This window comes from Massilia cavernae (assembly GCF_003590855.1).
Taxonomy (GTDB): Bacteria; Pseudomonadota; Gammaproteobacteria; order Burkholderiales; family Burkholderiaceae_D; genus Telluria_A; species Telluria_A cavernae.
Genome location: NZ_QYUP01000124.1, coordinates 37,848 through 51,584, shown reverse-complemented (window position 1 = coordinate 51,584; position 13,737 = coordinate 37,848). Strand labels below are relative to the sequence as shown.

Sequence of the window (13,737 nt, the reverse complement as noted above, 5' to 3'; positions counted from 1 at the left end):
CGTAGTCCAACCCCAACCTGAAGGAAGCAAACAACATGAACGCACTTCGCAAGAGTATCGTAATCGGTCTCACCGTCCTTGGACTGGGCAGCGCTGTGCTGCCATCGTTCGCCGCCGAGGAAGGCCGCCAGGGCCACGCCATGACGCAGCAGGAACGGGATGCCAAACGTGCCGAATGGCAAGCCAAGCGCGCCGCGCATTGCGCCAGGCACCAAGCCAAGCTGCATGATGCGCTCAAACTGAGCGCCGCGCAGGAACCTGCGTGGGCCGCTTACCAGGCGGCAATTAAGCCGGCCGGCACGCCGCAGGCACGCGGTGAGCGTGGCGACTGGAAGGCGCTGTCCACTCCGCAGCACATGGAAAGGCGCATCGAGATGGCCAAGCAGCGCATCGCGCGCATGGAAGCGCGCCTGGCTGCCACACGGCAGCTGTTCGCGGCGCTGTCGCCTGAGCAGCAGAAGCTGTTCGACGAGAACAGCAAGCACGGCGGCCGCCACGGCATGAGGCATCGCGGCATGCACCATGGGCACGATGGGCATGGTGGCCATGGCATGGAGCACGGCAAGGCAAGCTGACCGTTGCCTTTTCTTATTTAGTTGAGCCGGCTCAGAGATCCCAGGAACTTGCCGGGATCCTGGTAGCCGATCACGCGGCTGTCGGCGATTTCCTGGCCCTGCTTGTCGAACAGGATGATCGCTGGCGGGCCGAACAGCGTGAAGCGCTTCAGCATGGCTTTGTCGGCCGCATCGTTGGCGGTGACGTCAACTTGCAGCAGCAGCGTGTTTTCGAGGCGGGCCTGCACGCGCTCGTCGACGAAGGTCAGCTTTTCCATTTCCTTGCACGAAACGCACCAGTCGGCGTAGAAGTCGAGCATGACGGTCTTGCCGCCGGCATTCGCCAGCGCAGCGTCAAGGTCGGCAACGGTCTTGATGCGCTTGAAGGTCAGGCCATGCGCTGCACCGCCATTAAGGTGCGCCAGCGGGGCGAGCGGGTCGCGCGCGCCGGAGACTACGCCAACCAGCTGGATCGCGCCCAGGATGGCGAAAGCCGCGCCCATGGCCATCGCGCCAAAGTGGCGGGTGGAACGCAGCAGGTAGAAGCCGTAGCCGAGCAGCAGCGCGGTCCAGCCGAGCATCTGCGCCACCGGCGGCAGCACCGGCGACACCAGCCACAGGGCCATCGCCAGCATCAGCACGCCGAAGAATTTCTTGACCGCTTCCATCCATGCGCCGGCGCGCGGCAGCAGCGATCCTGCGGATACGCCGACCAGCAGCAGCGGGATGCTCATGCCGACCGCCATCGCAAACAGCGCGGCGCCGCCGATCAGCACATCGCGGGTCTGGCTGATGTAGACCAGCGCGCCGGCCAGCGGCGCGGCGACGCAGGGGCCGACGATCAGGGCCGAGATCGCACCCATGGCGAACACGCCGGCCAGTTTGCCGGACGAGCGGCGGCCGGATGCGCCTGCCAGCCGGGTCTGCAGCGCGGCAGGCAGTTGCAGGTCGTACACGCCGAACATCGACAGTGCCATCGCCACCATCAGCAAACCGAAGGCGCCCAGCACCCAAGGGTTCTGCAGGGCGGCCGCAAGACCCTCCCCGATCAGCCCGGCGGCGACGCCCAGCGCGGTGTAGACAATCGCCATGCCGAGCGAATACGCCAGCGACAGGATGAAGCCGCGCGAGCGCTTCGCCTGCGCGCCCTCGCCCACGATGATCGAGGACAGGATAGGCACCATCGGCAGCACGCAGGGCGTGAATGCGAGGCCGAGGCCAAGCAGGATGAAGGCAGGAACGATGACCAGCAGCTTGCCGCCGCCCAGCACGGAGACGATGCCGGACAGCTCGGAGGCGGGCTGCGCGTCGGCGATTGCCGCTGCGGGAGCGAGTGGTGCCGGCGCGCCCGGTACGCTCATGCCGCCGCCACCGGATCCCGTGGCCACGAGGCGCGCGCTGGTGTCCTGCGGCGAGTAGCACAGGCCGGCGTCGGCGCAGCCCTGGCTGGTGGCGTTCAGGGTGAACATGCCCGCGGCCTGCACCGGGATCATGATCGTGACTACGTTTCGGTACATTTCGACGTCCTTCTGGAAGGTTTCGTCGTATTTGACCTTACCGGGCGGGAACTGCGGCTCGCCCAGGGTAGCGCCAGTGGCGGTGAACTTGAAGCGTTCGCGGTACATGTAGTACTTGTCGGCGATTTCCCAGGTCACGGCGATGGTCTGCGGATCGGCCATGCGGGCCGTAAAGCGGAAGGCGTCAGCGGGATCGAGGAACTCCTCTTCCGCGCGGGCGCTTGCGGCGCCAAGCAGCACGGACAGAGCCAGCAACAGCAGTGCGGCGGCCTGGATGGCCAGCAGGCGGAGGGACGGCAGACGGTGCATAACTTCCTTTTGTTCTGTGTTCGACAGGCGCGCTTCGGCGCACCAGAATAGTACACCGGGGGAACGAGAACGTGCTTAAGGGCTGCTTATCTACAATTGCAAAGACCGGGGTCAGCCCGGAAAAACGGGCGAAAAAAAAAGCCAGGCTAGGCCTGGCTTTTTTTCTAACCGGCTGATTACTCAGCGGTTGGTGCTTCTTCAGCATCGGTAACTTCTGGACGGTCCAGCAGTTCGACGTATGCCATCGGTGCATTGTCGCCAACGCGGAAACCCATTTTCAGGATACGCAGGTAGCCGCCGTTGCGGTTTGCGTAGCGTGGGCCGAGTTCAGCGAACAGCTTCAGAACCATTTCGCGATCGCGCAGGCGGGAGAATGCCAGACGCTTGTTCGCCAGGGTGTCGGTCTTGCCCAGGGTCAGGATCGGCTCGATAACGCGGCGCAGTTCCTTAGCTTTTGGCACGGTGGTTTTGATGGCTTCATGACGCAGCAGGGAAACGGTCATGTTGCGCAGCATAGCCAGGCGGTGGGACGAAGTACGATTCAGCTTGCGAAGGCCGTGACGGTGACGCATGGTAGTTCCTTTCGGTTTGTTTAAATCCAGCTCTTCGATCGCTTGCGCGCGGGCCGGTTGAATATGGGTGGTTTACTACGGTTTTGTCATCCAAAAAGGATCTGGCTTTGCCAGTCCTTATTGGCTGAACGCACCCGAAAGTAGGGTTGTACTTTCGGGTGAATACTATTACTTTTCCAGGCCAGCAGGCGGCCAGTTTTCCAGCTTCATGCCGAGGGTCAGGCCGCGCGATGCCAGCACTTCCTTGATCTCGTTCAGGGACTTGCGGCCCAGGTTCGGCGTCTTCAGCAGTTCGTTTTCCGAACGCTGGATCAGGTCGCCGATGTAGTAGATGTTTTCTGCTTTCAGGCAGTTGGCCGAACGCACGGTCAGTTCCAGGTCGTCGACCGGGCGCAGCAGGATCGGATCGACCAGCGGAGCACGCGATGGTGCTTCGGCGGCCGCTTCGGTGCCTTCCAGCGCAGCGAACACGTTGAGCTGGTCAACCAGCACGCGTGCCGACTGGCGGATCGCTTCTTCCGGGGTGATGACGCCGTTGGTCTCGATGTTGATGATCAGCTTGTCCAGGTCGGTACGCTGTTCGACACGGGCCGATTCCACTGCGTACGACACGCGGCGCACTGGCGAGAACGATGCGTCCAGGATGATGCGGCCGATGGTCTTGTTGGTGTCTTCCGACAGGCGGCGCACATTGCCAGGAACGTAGCCACGGCCCTTCTCGACCTTGATCTGCATGTCCAGCTTGCCACCGGCGGTCAGGTGAGCGATCACGTGGTCCGGGTTGATCAGTTCGACGTCATGCGGCAGGTCGATGTCCGATGCCAGGATCGCGCCTTCGCCTTCCTTCTTCAGGGTCAGCGTGACGGAATCGCGGTTGTGCACCTTGAATACCACGCCCTTGAGGTTCAGCAGCAGGTCGACGACGTCTTCCTGTACGCCGTCCAGCGACGAGTACTCATGGACCACGCCGGCGATCGTCACTTCGGTTGGCGCATAGCCGACCATCGACGACAGCAGTACGCGGCGCAACGCGTTACCCAAGGTGTGGCCATAGCCACGTTCAAACGGCTCCATCACGACTTTGGCGTGACCGGCAGCGAGTGCCTCGACATCGATAATACGTGGCTTCAACAAACTGTTTTGCATGAAATGTCCTTTTCAATACCCTCGGCTCATTACACCGATAAGGCTGATGGCATTAGTGAAAACGCCCGCTCCTTGTTGGAGCGGGCGGAGGTTGTTCCGACCAATGGGAGGAACAACACGAAGGTGCTTATACTGCTATTAACGCGAGTACAGTTCGACGATCAGCGCTTCGTTGACGTCGTTAGCGATCTCGTTACGCTCTGGGAACGAACGGAAGGTACCTTCCATCTTCTTGCTGTCGACCGACACCCAGCTTGGCATGCCGCCCTGTTCAGCCAGCGACAGTGCTTCGACGATACGAACCTGCTTCTTGGCCTTTTCGCGCACGGCGATGACGTCGCCGGTCTTGACTGCGTAGGAAGCGATGTTGACGACGTTACCGTTCACGGTGAATGCCTTGTGGCTGACCAGCTGGCGCGCTTCGGCGCGGGTCGAGCCAAAGCCCATGCGGTAGCAGACGTTGTCGAGACGCGATTCCAGCAGGCGCAGCAGCGTTTCGCCGGTGTTGCCCTTGCGGCGGTTCGCTTCAGCGAAGTAGCGGCGGAACTGGCGCTCGAGGATGCCGTACATGCGCTTGACCTTCTGCTTTTCGCGCAGCTGGTTGCCGTAGTCCGAGGTGCGGGCACCCGACTTGACACCGTGCTGGCCTGGCTTGACGTCCAGCTTGCACTTCGAATCGAGGGAGCGGCGTGCGCTCTTGAGGAACAGGTCCGTGCCTTCGCGGCGGGACAGTTTTGCTTTTGGTCCGATATAACGTGCCACAATACTTCCTTTATAAATTATGACGCCCCGACACCATCATGGCGACAGGCGCTAGTCCGATTCCCTGCGGGCCGGACGTGGCTTAAAGCCCGCGTGCATGTGCACGGCAGGCGACAATAGCCGGGCAGTATATCCTATTCGGACACTGCACCGGCGATCTTCTTCAACGAACAGCCGTATTGCGCGGCCATTAAACAACAGGCGACGAAGCGAACCTCGCCAACCGTTATTTAGATGCGACGACGCTTCGGTGGACGGCAGCCGTTGTGCGGAACTGGCGTCACGTCCTGGATCTCGGTGATCTTGATACCCAGGTTGTTCAAAGCGCGAACCGCGGATTCGCGACCTGGGCCTGGGCCCTTGATACGCACTTCCAGGTTCTTCACGCCGCACTCGACAGCGACCTTGCCTGCCGCTTCAGCCGCAACCTGCGCTGCGAACGGGGTCGATTTGCGCGAACCCTTGAAGCCAGCACCGCCGGACGTCGCCCACGACAGGGCATTGCCCTGGCGATCGGTGATCGTGATGATGGTGTTGTTGAACGAAGCGTGCACGTGTGCGATACCTTCGGCGACGTTCTTCTTAACTTTTTTGCGTACGCGCGCTGCTGCGGCGCTGCTTTGTTGCTTAGCCATGGTCGTTTCCTAGATTATTTCTTGAGCGATTGTGCGGCCTTGCGCGGACCCTTGCGAGTACGAGCATTGGTGCGGGTACGCTGACCGCGCACTGGCAGGCCCTTGCGGTGACGCATGCCGCGGTAGCAACCCAGGTCCATCAAACGCTTGATGTTCATGGAGAGCTCACGGCGCAGATCGCCTTCAACTACGAACGAGCCAACTGCGTCACGCAGCTTTTCCAGTTCGGAGTCGTCCAGGTCCTTGACCTTCTTGTTGGTCGGTACACCGGTCTCGGCGCAGATCTTCTGCGAGCGAGGACGGCCGATACCGTAGATGGCGGTAAGGCCGATTACGGTGTGCTGATGATTTGGGATATTAACCCCTGCAATACGTGCCATTCGTTATTCCTCAATAAATAACGTTAATTAACCTTGACGCTGCTTGTGACGCGGTTCGACGCAGATTACGCGGACCACACCTTTGCGCTTGATAACTTTGCAGTTGCGGCAGATCCGCTTGACTGATGCGAGAACTTTCATTTTTGCACTCTCTTTGGATTGGTTCAGTTACTTAAATTGTTTACTTGGTCCGGAACACAATGCGGGCCCGGGACAGGTCGTAAGGCGTCAACTCCACCGTTACTTTGTCGCCGGGGAGAATGCGGATATAGTTCATCCGCATTTTACCCGAGATGTGTCCGAGCACCACGTGCCCGTTTTCCAGCTTCACTCGAAACGTTGCATTCGGCAGATTCTCGAGAATCTCGCCCTGCATTTGGATGACGTCGTCTTTTGCCATTCGGTTTGTGCACTCCTGGTTCGCGGTAAGCAATTGCTTATCGCGTCGGGATTCCGCCCTTGAAATTTGCCTTGCGCAGCAGCGATTCATATTGCTGCGACATGACGTAGTTCTGTACTTGCGCCATGAAGTCCATGGTGACAACCACAATAATCAACAGGGAAGTACCGCCAAAGTAGAATGGCACTTTCCATTGGGCTTGCATAAATTCAGGCAACAAGCAGACGGCCGTAATGTAGACGGCACCAGCCAAGGTCAGGCGCATCAGGATCTTGTCGATGTAGCGCGCGGTCTGCTCGCCAGGACGGATCCCGGGAACGAAGGCGCCGCTCTTCTTCAAGTTGTCCGCTGTTTCCTTGCTGTTGAATACCAGCGCGGTGTAGAAGAAACAGAAGAATACGATGGCTACCGCATACAGCAACGCATGGATCGGTTCGCCAGGTCCCAGCGAAGCCGCCAGGTCCTTCAGGAAGCCGATCACCGGCGAAGTCGAATCCTTGCCGCGCGTGAACCAGTCCACGATGGTCGCCGGGAACAGGATGATCGACGATGCAAAGATCGGCGGGATCACGCCTGCCATGTTCAGCTTCAGGGGCAGGTGGCTGGTTTGGCCGCCGTACACCTTGTTGCCGACCTGGCGTTTCGCATAGTTGACCAGGATCTTGCGCTGGCCGCGTTCGACGAACACGACAAGGTAAGTAACCAAAGCCACCAGCACCACGATGAAGATCGCTGCCAGGCTCGAGATCGAACCGGTGGACACCAGGGAGAACAAGCCACCCAGCGCCGACGGCAGACCTGCTGCGATACCGGCAAAAATGATGATCGAGATACCGTTGCCCAAACCACGCTCAGTGATCTGCTCGCCGAGCCACATCAGGAACATGGTACCCGTCAACAGGGTGACCACGGTCACGAAGCGGAATGCCATGCCAGGATCGATGACCAGTCCGGCCTGCGACTCAAGCGCGACGGCGATGCCGAAGGCCTGGAACAGTGCCAGCGCCACCGTGAAGTAGCGGGTGTACTGGGTGATCTTGCGGCGTCCTGCCTCGCCCTCTTTCTTCAGTGCTTCCAGCTGGGGCGACACGATGGACGCCAGCTGCATGATGATCGAGGCCGAAATGTACGGCATGATGCCGAGCGCAAAAACCGTGAAGCGTTCCAGCGCGCCACCCGAGAACATGTTGAACATGCCCAGGATGCCGCCCTCGTTCTGCTTGAACAGCGATGCCAGCTGTACCGGGTCGATGCCCGGTACGGGGACATGGGCACCGATGCGGTACACGACCAATGCGCCAAGCAAAAACCACAGCCGGCCCCAAGGGAAACCAGACGCTGCACTTTTACCGAGTTGTGAATTAGTCGCCACTTTATGCTCCGATCAAGCTGTTAGGCTGCAACTTAAGCGACCGAGCCGCCGGCTGCTTCGATTGCCGCTTTCGCGCCCGCCGTTGCCTTCAGGCCCTTGAGGTTCACCGCCTTGGTGACTTCGCCGGACAGGATGACGCGCACGTCGCGCGCCAGCACTGGCAGGATGCCTGCTTGCTTCAGAACCAGGATGTCGACGTCGCCGACAGGCAGGTTGTTCAGGTCGGACAGGCGCACTTCAGCTTTGAAGGTGGCGTTGAGCGACTTGAAACCGCGCTTAGGCAGACGGCGCTGCAGAGGCATCTGACCGCCTTCGAAGCCGACCTTGTGGAAGCCGCCCGAACGCGACTTCTGGCCCTTGTGGCCGCGACCCGCGGTCTTGCCCAGGCCCGAACCGATACCGCGGCCGACGCGGCGCTTGTAGTGCTTGGCGCCTTCGGCTGGTTGGATTGTGTTCAATTCCATTGTTTTCTCCGTTCTCGTCAGCGACAGGCGCTTAAGAGACAACTTTCACGAGGTACGAGACTTTGTTGATCATGCCGCGCACGGATGGGGTGTCCTGCAGCTCGGAGACCGAGTTGACACGACGCAGGCCCAGGCCACGCACGGTGGCGCGGTGATCCTGCTTGGTGCCGATCAGGCCCTTGACCAGTTGTACTTTGATGGTGTTTGCCATTGTCTTCACCTTAGCCCAGGATGTCTTCGACCGACTTGCCACGCTTGGCGGCGATGTCGGAAGCGGTGCTCATCTTCGACAGGCCATCCAGCGTCGCGCGGACGAGGTTGTAAGGATTCGACGAACCGGTGGACTTCGCGACCACATCGGTTACGCCCATCACTTCGAAGATAGCGCGCATTGCACCGCCGGCGATCACGCCAGTACCTGGCTTGGCCGGGGACATCATCACCTTCGAGGCGCCGTGGCGGCCCGAAACGGTGTGGTGCAGGGTGCCGTTCTTGAGCGGTACCTTGATCAGGTTGCGGCGGGCTTCTTCCATTGCCTTCTGCACACCGACCGGTACTTCCTTCGACTTGCCCTTGCCCATGCCGATGCGGCCATCGCCGTCACCAACTACGGTCAGTGCCGCAAAACCCATGATACGACCACCCTTGACCACTTTGGTCACGCGGTTGATCGCGATCATTTTTTCGCGCATGCCATCATCCGGCTTGTCGCTTTGCATTTTCGCTTGCATTTTTGCCATGACGATTCTTCCTTAGAACTTCAGACCGGCTTCACGCGCGGCTTCCGCCAGCGCCTTCACACGGCCGTGGTAACGGAAACCCGAGCGGTCGAACGCTACTTCGGTGATTCCGGCTTTCAGTGCTTTTTCCGCAACGCGCTTGCCTACCAGGGCGGCAGCGGCGGCATTGCCGCCCTTGCCCGACTGGCCAGCCAGCTCGGCGCGCACTTCGGCTTCGAGGGTCGAAGCCGAAACGAGCACTTTCGCGTCCGGGGAGATCAGGTTCGCATAGATGTGCAGGTTGGTGCGGTGTACCGACAGGCGGTTCACGCCAAGCTGGGCGATCTTGATGCGGGTCTGGCGTCCACGACGCAGACGTGATTCTTTCTTGTCCATGGTCGGCCCTATTATTTCTTCTTGGTTTCTTTAAGCTTAACCACTTCGTCCACATAGCGGACGCCCTTGCCCTTGTAAGGCTCAGGGGAGCGGTAAGCACGCACTTCAGCGGCAACCTGGCCAACCTTTTGACGATCGATACCCTTGATGATGATTTCGGTCGGGGTTGGGGTGGTTGCGGTGACGCCTTCCGGCATCGCGTGTGCAACTGGATGCGAGAAACCCAGCGAGAGGTTCAGCTTGTCGCCGGCAGCCTGGGCCTTGTAGCCCACGCCCACCAGGGACAGCTTCTTCTCGAAGCCTTTGGTCACGCCGGTCACCATATTGTTGACCAGGGCACGCAAGGTGCCGGACATCGCATTCGACTCACGGCTGTCGTCGACGACGTCGAAGGTCAGCGTGTTGTCTTTGTTTTCTACTTTTACCAGGCCATTCAGGCTCTGGGTCAGGGTGCCCAGCGGGCCCTTGACCGTGATCGCTGCTGCAGTGATCGCCACTTCGGCGCCAGCTGGGACAGCGATTGGCATCTTAGCTACTCGAGACATCGTCTACTCCTTAAGCCACGTAGCAAATCACTTCGCCGCCGACACCGGTGGCGCGCGCTTTGCGGTCCGTCATGACGCCTTGCGGGGTCGACACGATCGCCACGCCCAAGCCATTCATGACGCTCGGGATTTCATCTTTGCCCTTGTAGACGCGCAGCCCTGGACGGGAAACGCGCTCGAGGCGCTCGATGACCGGACGGCCTACGTAATACTTCAAACCGATCTTCAGTTCCGCTTTGCCACCTTCTTCGGTGACGGCGAAATCTTCAATGTAACCCTCGTCCTTGAGGACGTTGGCAATTGCAATCTTCACTTTCGACGATGGCATGGCCACGGTCGTCTTCTGAACACCTTGCGCATTGCGGATGCGGGTCAGCATATCGGCGATAGGATCGCTCATACTCATTGCATATTCTCCTATTACCAGCTTGCTTTAGTCATACCCGGAATCTCGCCACGCATGGCAAATTCACGGAGCTTGATACGGGCCAGACCGAATTTACGGAACGTGCCACGTGGACGGCCGGTCACTGCGCAGCGGTTACGCTGGCGGGTCGGGGCCGAGTTGCGCGGCAGGGCCTGCAACTTCAGACGAGCTTCATAACGCTCTTCTTCCGACTTGGACTGGTCATCGATGATGGCCTTCAGAGCGGCACGCTTTGCGGCGAATTTCTCCACCAGGTCTGCACGCTTCTGTTCACGGTTAATCAGTGCGAGTTTTGCCATGATCTATTAGTTCCTGAACGGGAATTTAAAGGCGGCGAGCAGAGCTTTCGCTTCGTCGTCGGTCTTCGCGGTGGTGGTGATCGAGATGTTCATGCCACGCAGCGCGTCGATCTTGTCGTACTCGATTTCAGGGAAGATGATCTGTTCCTTGACGCCGATGTTGTAGTTGCCACGACCGTCGAACGATTTGCCATTGACACCACGGAAGTCACGCACGCGCGGCAGGGCCACGGTGATCAGACGATCCAGGAACTCGTACATGCGAGCGCCACGCAGGGTGACCATGGTACCGATCGGGTAGCCTTCGCGGATCTTGAAACCTGCGATTGCCTTGCGCGCCTTGGTGATCACTGGCTTCTGGCCGGCGATCTTGGTCAGGTCGCCCACTGCGTGCTCAATGATCTTCTTGTCGGCGACGGCTTCCGAGAGACCCATGTTCAGGGTGATCTTGGTCAGGCGCGGCACTTCCATTGCCGATTTGTAGCCGAACTTGGCTACCAGGTCGGCAACAACCTTGTCTTTGTAGATTTGCTGGAGACGGGCCATGATTAAACCTTCACTACTTCGCCGGAGGACTTGTAAACGCGGACTTTCTTGCCGTCTACGTCTTTGAAGCCTACGCGGTCTGCCTTGCCAGTCGCTGCATTGAACAGGGCAACGTTGGACACGTGAATCGGCATAGTCTTATCGACGATACCACCAGTTACGCCGGTCATTGGGTTAGGCTTGGTCGCTTTTTTAGCGACGTTGACGCCTTCAACCACGACGTGTTCAGCGTCTACACGCTTCTGAACCACGCCACGCTTGCCCTTGTCTTTGCCGGTCAGAACGATGACTTCGTCGTTTTTACGAATCTTATCCATTACGACTCCTTACAGAACTTCAGGTGCCAGGGACACGATCTTCATGAACTTCTCAGTACGCAGTTCGCGCGTGACTGGTCCAAAAATACGGGTACCGATCGGTTCGAGCTTGGCGTTCAGCAGAACGGCGGCGTTGCCGTCGAACTTCACCAGCGAACCGTCTTGGCGGCGCACACCTTTAGCGGTACGCACAACCACGGCGTTATAAATTTCACCTTTTTTGACACGGCCGCGTGGCGCAGCAACCTTGATGGTTACCTTGATCACGTCGCCAATGCCAGCATAACGGCGCTTGGAACCGCCCAATACCTTGATGCACATGACTTCTTTGGCACCAGTATTGTCGGCCACTTCGAGCCGGCTTTCAGTTTGAATCATAGTATTCTCTTTCCCAACTTAAGCCGAAGAAACCCCACAGCGTGGGCCTGCGGTCAGTCTTGGTCCCGCCAGTAACTCCTGCTGGAGCTGCTGATTGGGTGATGGACTTTCCAGTAACGTTTCGGTTCAGGCCGCTTACACCGGGGTGACTAAAAATGCGGCAATACATGAACGAAGCCCGCTAGTATCGCAGAATACTGGCGGGCCCGCAAGAACAATTTATACCGGTTGCACGAAAGCGTCAGACGCTTCCGCACTTCCGGGGTAAGGCATTTACAGCACCTGGGCTACTTGTACAACCTTGGTGACGGTCCATGCCTTGGTCTTCGAGATCGGGCGACCTTCCTGGATTTCAACCGTGTCACCGGTCTTGGCCGAGTTGGTCTCGTCATGCGCGTGATACTTGTTCGAACGCATGATGATCTTGCCGTACAGCGGGTGCTTGACGTGACGCTCGATCAGGACGGTGACAGTCTTGTCCATCTTGTCGGAAACCACTTTACCGACCAGCGTACGCTTCAGCGCAAGTTTGGTAGTGTCGTTCATTAGGCTTCCTTCGAGTTCATAACGGTCTTCACACGCGCGATATCGCGGCGTACCTTCTTGAGCTGGGAAGTGTTGCTCAGCTGCTGCGTAGCGATTTGCATGCGCAGGCCGAACTGGGCCTTCAACAACTCATTCAGCTCTTTTTGCAGAGCTTCCTGGTCTTTGCCGCGGAGTTCTTTTGCATTCATTGACAACTCCTTTTATTGGCCGACCTGGCGCACGACGAAAGTCGTTGCCAGTGGCAGTTTGGCAGCAGCCAGGCGGAACGCTTCGCGTGCCAGTTCTTCTGCAACACCGTCCATCTCGTACAGGACCTTGCCCGGGCGGATTTCCGCAACGTAGTACTCCGGGTTGCCCTTACCGTTACCCATACGGACTTCGGCAGGCTTGTTCGAGATCGGCTTGTCCGGGAACACACGAATCCAGATACGGCCGCCACGCTTGATGTGACGGGTCATGGCGCGACGTGCGGACTCGATCTGGCGCGCGGTGATACGGCCGCGGGCAACTGCCTTCAGGCCGAATTCGCCGAACGACACGGAAGTGCCGGCGGTGTGCGAAATGCCGGTGTTACGGCCTTTCTGCTCTTTACGGTATTTTCTGCGTGCTGGTTGCAGCATGATTATTCTCCTGCTTTCTCAGCTGGTGCAGCGGCAGCCGGCGCTACCTTGACGGCAGGACGGGCACGGACGCCAGGCGCAGCTGGGGTTTTGGCACCGGCAGGACGTGGACGGCCGGCTGGCTTACCATCGTCACGGCGCGGACCGCGGGTCTTCTTCTCGTCAGCAGGCGTCTCGATGACCGGAGCTTCGCCGGTGGCCGAACGGTCACCTTTGTAAACCCAGACCTTGACACCGATGATGCCGTAGGTGGTCGAAGCTTCGCTGGTGCCATAGTCGATATCGGCGCGCAGGGTGTGCAGAGGCACACGACCTTCGCGATACCACTCGGTACGGGCGATTTCGATACCGTTCAGGCGGCCGGAAGACATGATCTTGATACCGAGGGCACCGAGGCGCATTGCGTTTTGCATTGCGCGCTTCATTGCGCGGCGGAACATGATGCGCTTTTCCAGCTGCTGCGAGATCGAGTCGGCGATCAGCTGCGAGTCGATTTCCGGCTTGCGGATCTCTTCGATGTTCACGTGCACAGGCACGCCCATGATCTTGGTCAGCGACGACTTCAGTACTTCGATGTCTTCGCCTTTTTTACCAATGACCACGCCTGGGCGCGAGCTGTAGATCGTGAAGCGTGCGTTCTTTGCAGGACGCTCGATGACGATGCGGCCAACCGAAGCGTTCTTCAGTTTCTTTTTCAGGAACGCGCGTGCCTTGAGGTCTTCGTTCAGCATCGAGGCAAAGTTGCCATTGCCTGCATACCAGCGCGAAGCCCAGTTACGGGTTACTGACAGGCGGAAGCCTGTTGGATGAATCTTCTGTCCCATCGTGACCCC

24 protein-coding genes are annotated in these 13,737 nt (G+C 59.2%); 1 reads left to right on the top strand and 23 read right to left on the bottom strand.

The genetic code is table 11. The features are described from left to right. The first annotated feature begins 35 nt into the window (after positions 1 to 35). The gene (locus tag D3872_RS16320) at positions 36 to 575 is read left to right on the top strand and encodes a Spy/CpxP family protein refolding chaperone (protein ID WP_119811797.1); all 540 of its coding nucleotides are present in this window, start codon (positions 36 to 38) and stop codon (positions 573 to 575) included. A gap of 17 nt (positions 576 to 592) precedes the next feature. On the opposite strand, the gene dsbD is transcribed toward D3872_RS16320, so the two are convergent. The 23 genes from dsbD to rpsC form a co-directional block, all read right to left on the bottom strand. Beyond that, positions 593 to 2,380, bottom strand: coding sequence for a protein-disulfide reductase DsbD (dsbD, locus tag D3872_RS16315; RefSeq protein ID WP_119811796.1), 1,788 nt, complete (start codon positions 2,378 to 2,380; stop codon positions 593 to 595). Positions 2,381 to 2,556: 176 nt separating this feature from the next. Then, positions 2,557 to 2,952 carry a 50S ribosomal protein L17 gene (rplQ, locus tag D3872_RS16310; RefSeq protein ID WP_119811795.1) on the bottom strand — a complete coding sequence of 132 codons (396 nt, stop codon included), beginning with the start codon at positions 2,950 to 2,952 and terminating at the stop codon, positions 2,557 to 2,559. 168 nt (positions 2,953 to 3,120) lie between these two features. Next, the gene (locus D3872_RS16305; protein ID WP_119811794.1) at positions 3,121 to 4,098 is read right to left on the bottom strand and encodes a DNA-directed RNA polymerase subunit alpha; all 978 of its coding nucleotides are present in this window, start codon (positions 4,096 to 4,098) and stop codon (positions 3,121 to 3,123) included. A 138-nt stretch (positions 4,099 to 4,236) separates the two neighbouring features. Continuing rightward, entirely contained in the window at positions 4,237 to 4,860 is a 624-nt protein-coding gene (rpsD, locus tag D3872_RS16300) for a 30S ribosomal protein S4 (RefSeq protein WP_119811793.1), read from the bottom strand. 230 nt (positions 4,861 to 5,090) lie between these two features. Continuing rightward, on the bottom strand, positions 5,091 to 5,495 hold the full coding sequence (gene rpsK / locus D3872_RS16295) for a 30S ribosomal protein S11 (protein WP_008444339.1): 405 nt from the start codon (positions 5,493 to 5,495) through the stop codon (positions 5,091 to 5,093). Between the two features lie 14 nt (positions 5,496 to 5,509). Beyond that, on the bottom strand, positions 5,510 to 5,875 hold the full coding sequence (gene rpsM / locus D3872_RS16290; RefSeq protein ID WP_119811792.1) for a 30S ribosomal protein S13: 366 nt from the start codon (positions 5,873 to 5,875) through the stop codon (positions 5,510 to 5,512). 27 nt (positions 5,876 to 5,902) lie between these two features. Then, positions 5,903 to 6,016, bottom strand: coding sequence for a 50S ribosomal protein L36 (gene rpmJ / locus D3872_RS16285; RefSeq protein ID WP_119811791.1), 114 nt, complete (start codon positions 6,014 to 6,016; stop codon positions 5,903 to 5,905). 40 nt (positions 6,017 to 6,056) lie between these two features. Continuing rightward, the gene (gene infA / locus D3872_RS16280; protein WP_005663428.1) at positions 6,057 to 6,275 is read right to left on the bottom strand and encodes a translation initiation factor IF-1; all 219 of its coding nucleotides are present in this window, start codon (positions 6,273 to 6,275) and stop codon (positions 6,057 to 6,059) included. Between the two features lie 37 nt (positions 6,276 to 6,312). Next, positions 6,313 to 7,647: a preprotein translocase subunit SecY gene (secY, locus tag D3872_RS16275; protein WP_119811790.1), complete on the bottom strand. Its 1,335-nt coding sequence runs from the start codon at positions 7,645 to 7,647 to the stop codon at positions 6,313 to 6,315. A gap of 32 nt (positions 7,648 to 7,679) precedes the next feature. Continuing rightward, entirely contained in the window at positions 7,680 to 8,111 is a 432-nt protein-coding gene (rplO, locus tag D3872_RS16270; RefSeq protein ID WP_119811789.1) for a 50S ribosomal protein L15, read from the bottom strand. A gap of 31 nt (positions 8,112 to 8,142) precedes the next feature. After that, the gene (gene rpmD / locus D3872_RS16265; RefSeq protein ID WP_206085891.1) at positions 8,143 to 8,322 is read right to left on the bottom strand and encodes a 50S ribosomal protein L30; all 180 of its coding nucleotides are present in this window, start codon (positions 8,320 to 8,322) and stop codon (positions 8,143 to 8,145) included. 10 nt (positions 8,323 to 8,332) lie between these two features. Continuing rightward, positions 8,333 to 8,851 carry a 30S ribosomal protein S5 gene (gene rpsE / locus D3872_RS16260; RefSeq protein WP_119811787.1) on the bottom strand — a complete coding sequence of 173 codons (519 nt, stop codon included), beginning with the start codon at positions 8,849 to 8,851 and terminating at the stop codon, positions 8,333 to 8,335. Between the two features lie 12 nt (positions 8,852 to 8,863). Further along, entirely contained in the window at positions 8,864 to 9,226 is a 363-nt protein-coding gene (gene rplR, locus D3872_RS16255) for a 50S ribosomal protein L18 (protein ID WP_119811786.1), read from the bottom strand. Positions 9,227 to 9,237: 11 nt separating this feature from the next. Further along, a complete protein-coding gene (rplF, locus tag D3872_RS16250; RefSeq protein WP_119811785.1) occupies positions 9,238 to 9,771 on the bottom strand; it encodes a 50S ribosomal protein L6 in 534 nt (177 codons plus the stop codon). A gap of 10 nt (positions 9,772 to 9,781) precedes the next feature. Further along, on the bottom strand, positions 9,782 to 10,177 hold the full coding sequence (rpsH, locus tag D3872_RS16245) for a 30S ribosomal protein S8 (RefSeq protein ID WP_119811784.1): 396 nt from the start codon (positions 10,175 to 10,177) through the stop codon (positions 9,782 to 9,784). A 14-nt stretch (positions 10,178 to 10,191) separates the two neighbouring features. Continuing rightward, on the bottom strand, positions 10,192 to 10,497 hold the full coding sequence (rpsN, locus tag D3872_RS16240; protein WP_119811783.1) for a 30S ribosomal protein S14: 306 nt from the start codon (positions 10,495 to 10,497) through the stop codon (positions 10,192 to 10,194). A 6-nt stretch (positions 10,498 to 10,503) separates the two neighbouring features. Next, the gene (rplE, locus tag D3872_RS16235) at positions 10,504 to 11,043 is read right to left on the bottom strand and encodes a 50S ribosomal protein L5 (RefSeq protein ID WP_119811782.1); all 540 of its coding nucleotides are present in this window, start codon (positions 11,041 to 11,043) and stop codon (positions 10,504 to 10,506) included. A 2-nt stretch (positions 11,044 to 11,045) separates the two neighbouring features. Then, positions 11,046 to 11,360 carry a 50S ribosomal protein L24 gene (gene rplX, locus D3872_RS16230; protein WP_119811781.1) on the bottom strand — a complete coding sequence of 105 codons (315 nt, stop codon included), beginning with the start codon at positions 11,358 to 11,360 and terminating at the stop codon, positions 11,046 to 11,048. A 9-nt stretch (positions 11,361 to 11,369) separates the two neighbouring features. Continuing rightward, positions 11,370 to 11,738, bottom strand: a complete 369-nt coding sequence (gene rplN, locus D3872_RS16225) for a 50S ribosomal protein L14 (RefSeq protein WP_099789560.1) — start codon at positions 11,736 to 11,738, stop codon at positions 11,370 to 11,372. 273 nt (positions 11,739 to 12,011) lie between these two features. Beyond that, positions 12,012 to 12,284 carry a 30S ribosomal protein S17 gene (rpsQ, locus tag D3872_RS16220; RefSeq protein WP_119811780.1) on the bottom strand — a complete coding sequence of 91 codons (273 nt, stop codon included), beginning with the start codon at positions 12,282 to 12,284 and terminating at the stop codon, positions 12,012 to 12,014. After that, entirely contained in the window at positions 12,284 to 12,472 is a 189-nt protein-coding gene (rpmC, locus tag D3872_RS16215) for a 50S ribosomal protein L29 (protein ID WP_119811779.1), read from the bottom strand. Before rpmC ends, rpsQ begins: the two co-directional genes overlap by 1 nt. Before the next feature lie 12 nt (positions 12,473 to 12,484). Continuing rightward, on the bottom strand, positions 12,485 to 12,904 hold the full coding sequence (gene rplP / locus D3872_RS16210) for a 50S ribosomal protein L16 (protein WP_107869960.1): 420 nt from the start codon (positions 12,902 to 12,904) through the stop codon (positions 12,485 to 12,487). 2 nt (positions 12,905 to 12,906) lie between these two features. After that, positions 12,907 to 13,728: a 30S ribosomal protein S3 gene (gene rpsC / locus D3872_RS16205; protein ID WP_119811778.1), complete on the bottom strand. Its 822-nt coding sequence runs from the start codon at positions 13,726 to 13,728 to the stop codon at positions 12,907 to 12,909. Positions 13,729 to 13,737 lie beyond the last annotated feature (9 nt).

Excerpts from the sequence above, each read along its gene's own strand:
- rpmC (WP_119811779.1), bottom strand. The coding sequence starts at position 12,472 with ATGAATGCAAAAGAACTCCGCGGCAAAGACCAGGAAGCTCTGCAAAAA.
- infA (WP_005663428.1), bottom strand. The coding sequence starts at position 6,275 with ATGGCAAAAGACGACGTCATCCAAATGCAGGGCGAGATTCTCGAGAAT.
- rpsH (WP_119811784.1), bottom strand. The coding sequence starts at position 10,177 with ATGAGTATGAGCGATCCTATCGCCGATATGCTGACCCGCATCCGCAAT.
- rplE (WP_119811782.1), bottom strand. The coding sequence starts at position 11,043 with ATGGCCCGTCTCCAGCAAATCTACAAAGACAAGGTTGTTGCCGACCTG.
- rpsN (WP_119811783.1), bottom strand. The coding sequence starts at position 10,497 with ATGGCAAAACTCGCACTGATTAACCGTGAACAGAAGCGTGCAGACCTG.
- D3872_RS16320 (WP_119811797.1), top strand. The coding sequence starts at position 36 with ATGAACGCACTTCGCAAGAGTATCGTAATCGGTCTCACCGTCCTTGGA.
- rplR (WP_119811786.1), bottom strand. The coding sequence starts at position 9,226 with ATGGACAAGAAAGAATCACGTCTGCGTCGTGGACGCCAGACCCGCATC.
- rpmJ (WP_119811791.1), bottom strand. The coding sequence starts at position 6,016 with ATGAAAGTTCTCGCATCAGTCAAGCGGATCTGCCGCAACTGCAAAGTT.
- rplN (WP_099789560.1), bottom strand. The coding sequence starts at position 11,738 with ATGATTCAAACTGAAAGCCGGCTCGAAGTGGCCGACAATACTGGTGCC.
- rpsC (WP_119811778.1), bottom strand. The coding sequence starts at position 13,728 with ATGGGACAGAAGATTCATCCAACAGGCTTCCGCCTGTCAGTAACCCGT.
- rpsE (WP_119811787.1), bottom strand. The coding sequence starts at position 8,851 with ATGGCAAAAATGCAAGCGAAAATGCAAAGCGACAAGCCGGATGATGGC.
- rpsK (WP_008444339.1), bottom strand. The coding sequence starts at position 5,495 with ATGGCTAAGCAACAAAGCAGCGCCGCAGCAGCGCGCGTACGCAAAAAA.
- rplX (WP_119811781.1), bottom strand. The coding sequence starts at position 11,360 with ATGGATAAGATTCGTAAAAACGACGAAGTCATCGTTCTGACCGGCAAA.
- dsbD (WP_119811796.1), bottom strand. The coding sequence starts at position 2,380 with ATGCACCGTCTGCCGTCCCTCCGCCTGCTGGCCATCCAGGCCGCCGCA.
- rpmD (WP_206085891.1), bottom strand. The coding sequence starts at position 8,322 with ATGGCAAACACCATCAAAGTACAACTGGTCAAGGGCCTGATCGGCACC.
- rplO (WP_119811789.1), bottom strand. The coding sequence starts at position 8,111 with ATGGAATTGAACACAATCCAACCAGCCGAAGGCGCCAAGCACTACAAG.
- rpsQ (WP_119811780.1), bottom strand. The coding sequence starts at position 12,284 with ATGAACGACACTACCAAACTTGCGCTGAAGCGTACGCTGGTCGGTAAA.
- rplQ (WP_119811795.1), bottom strand. The coding sequence starts at position 2,952 with ATGCGTCACCGTCACGGCCTTCGCAAGCTGAATCGTACTTCGTCCCAC.
- D3872_RS16305 (WP_119811794.1), bottom strand. The coding sequence starts at position 4,098 with ATGCAAAACAGTTTGTTGAAGCCACGTATTATCGATGTCGAGGCACTC.
- rplP (WP_107869960.1), bottom strand. The coding sequence starts at position 12,904 with ATGCTGCAACCAGCACGCAGAAAATACCGTAAAGAGCAGAAAGGCCGT.
- rplF (WP_119811785.1), bottom strand. The coding sequence starts at position 9,771 with ATGTCTCGAGTAGCTAAGATGCCAATCGCTGTCCCAGCTGGCGCCGAA.
- rpsM (WP_119811792.1), bottom strand. The coding sequence starts at position 5,875 with ATGGCACGTATTGCAGGGGTTAATATCCCAAATCATCAGCACACCGTA.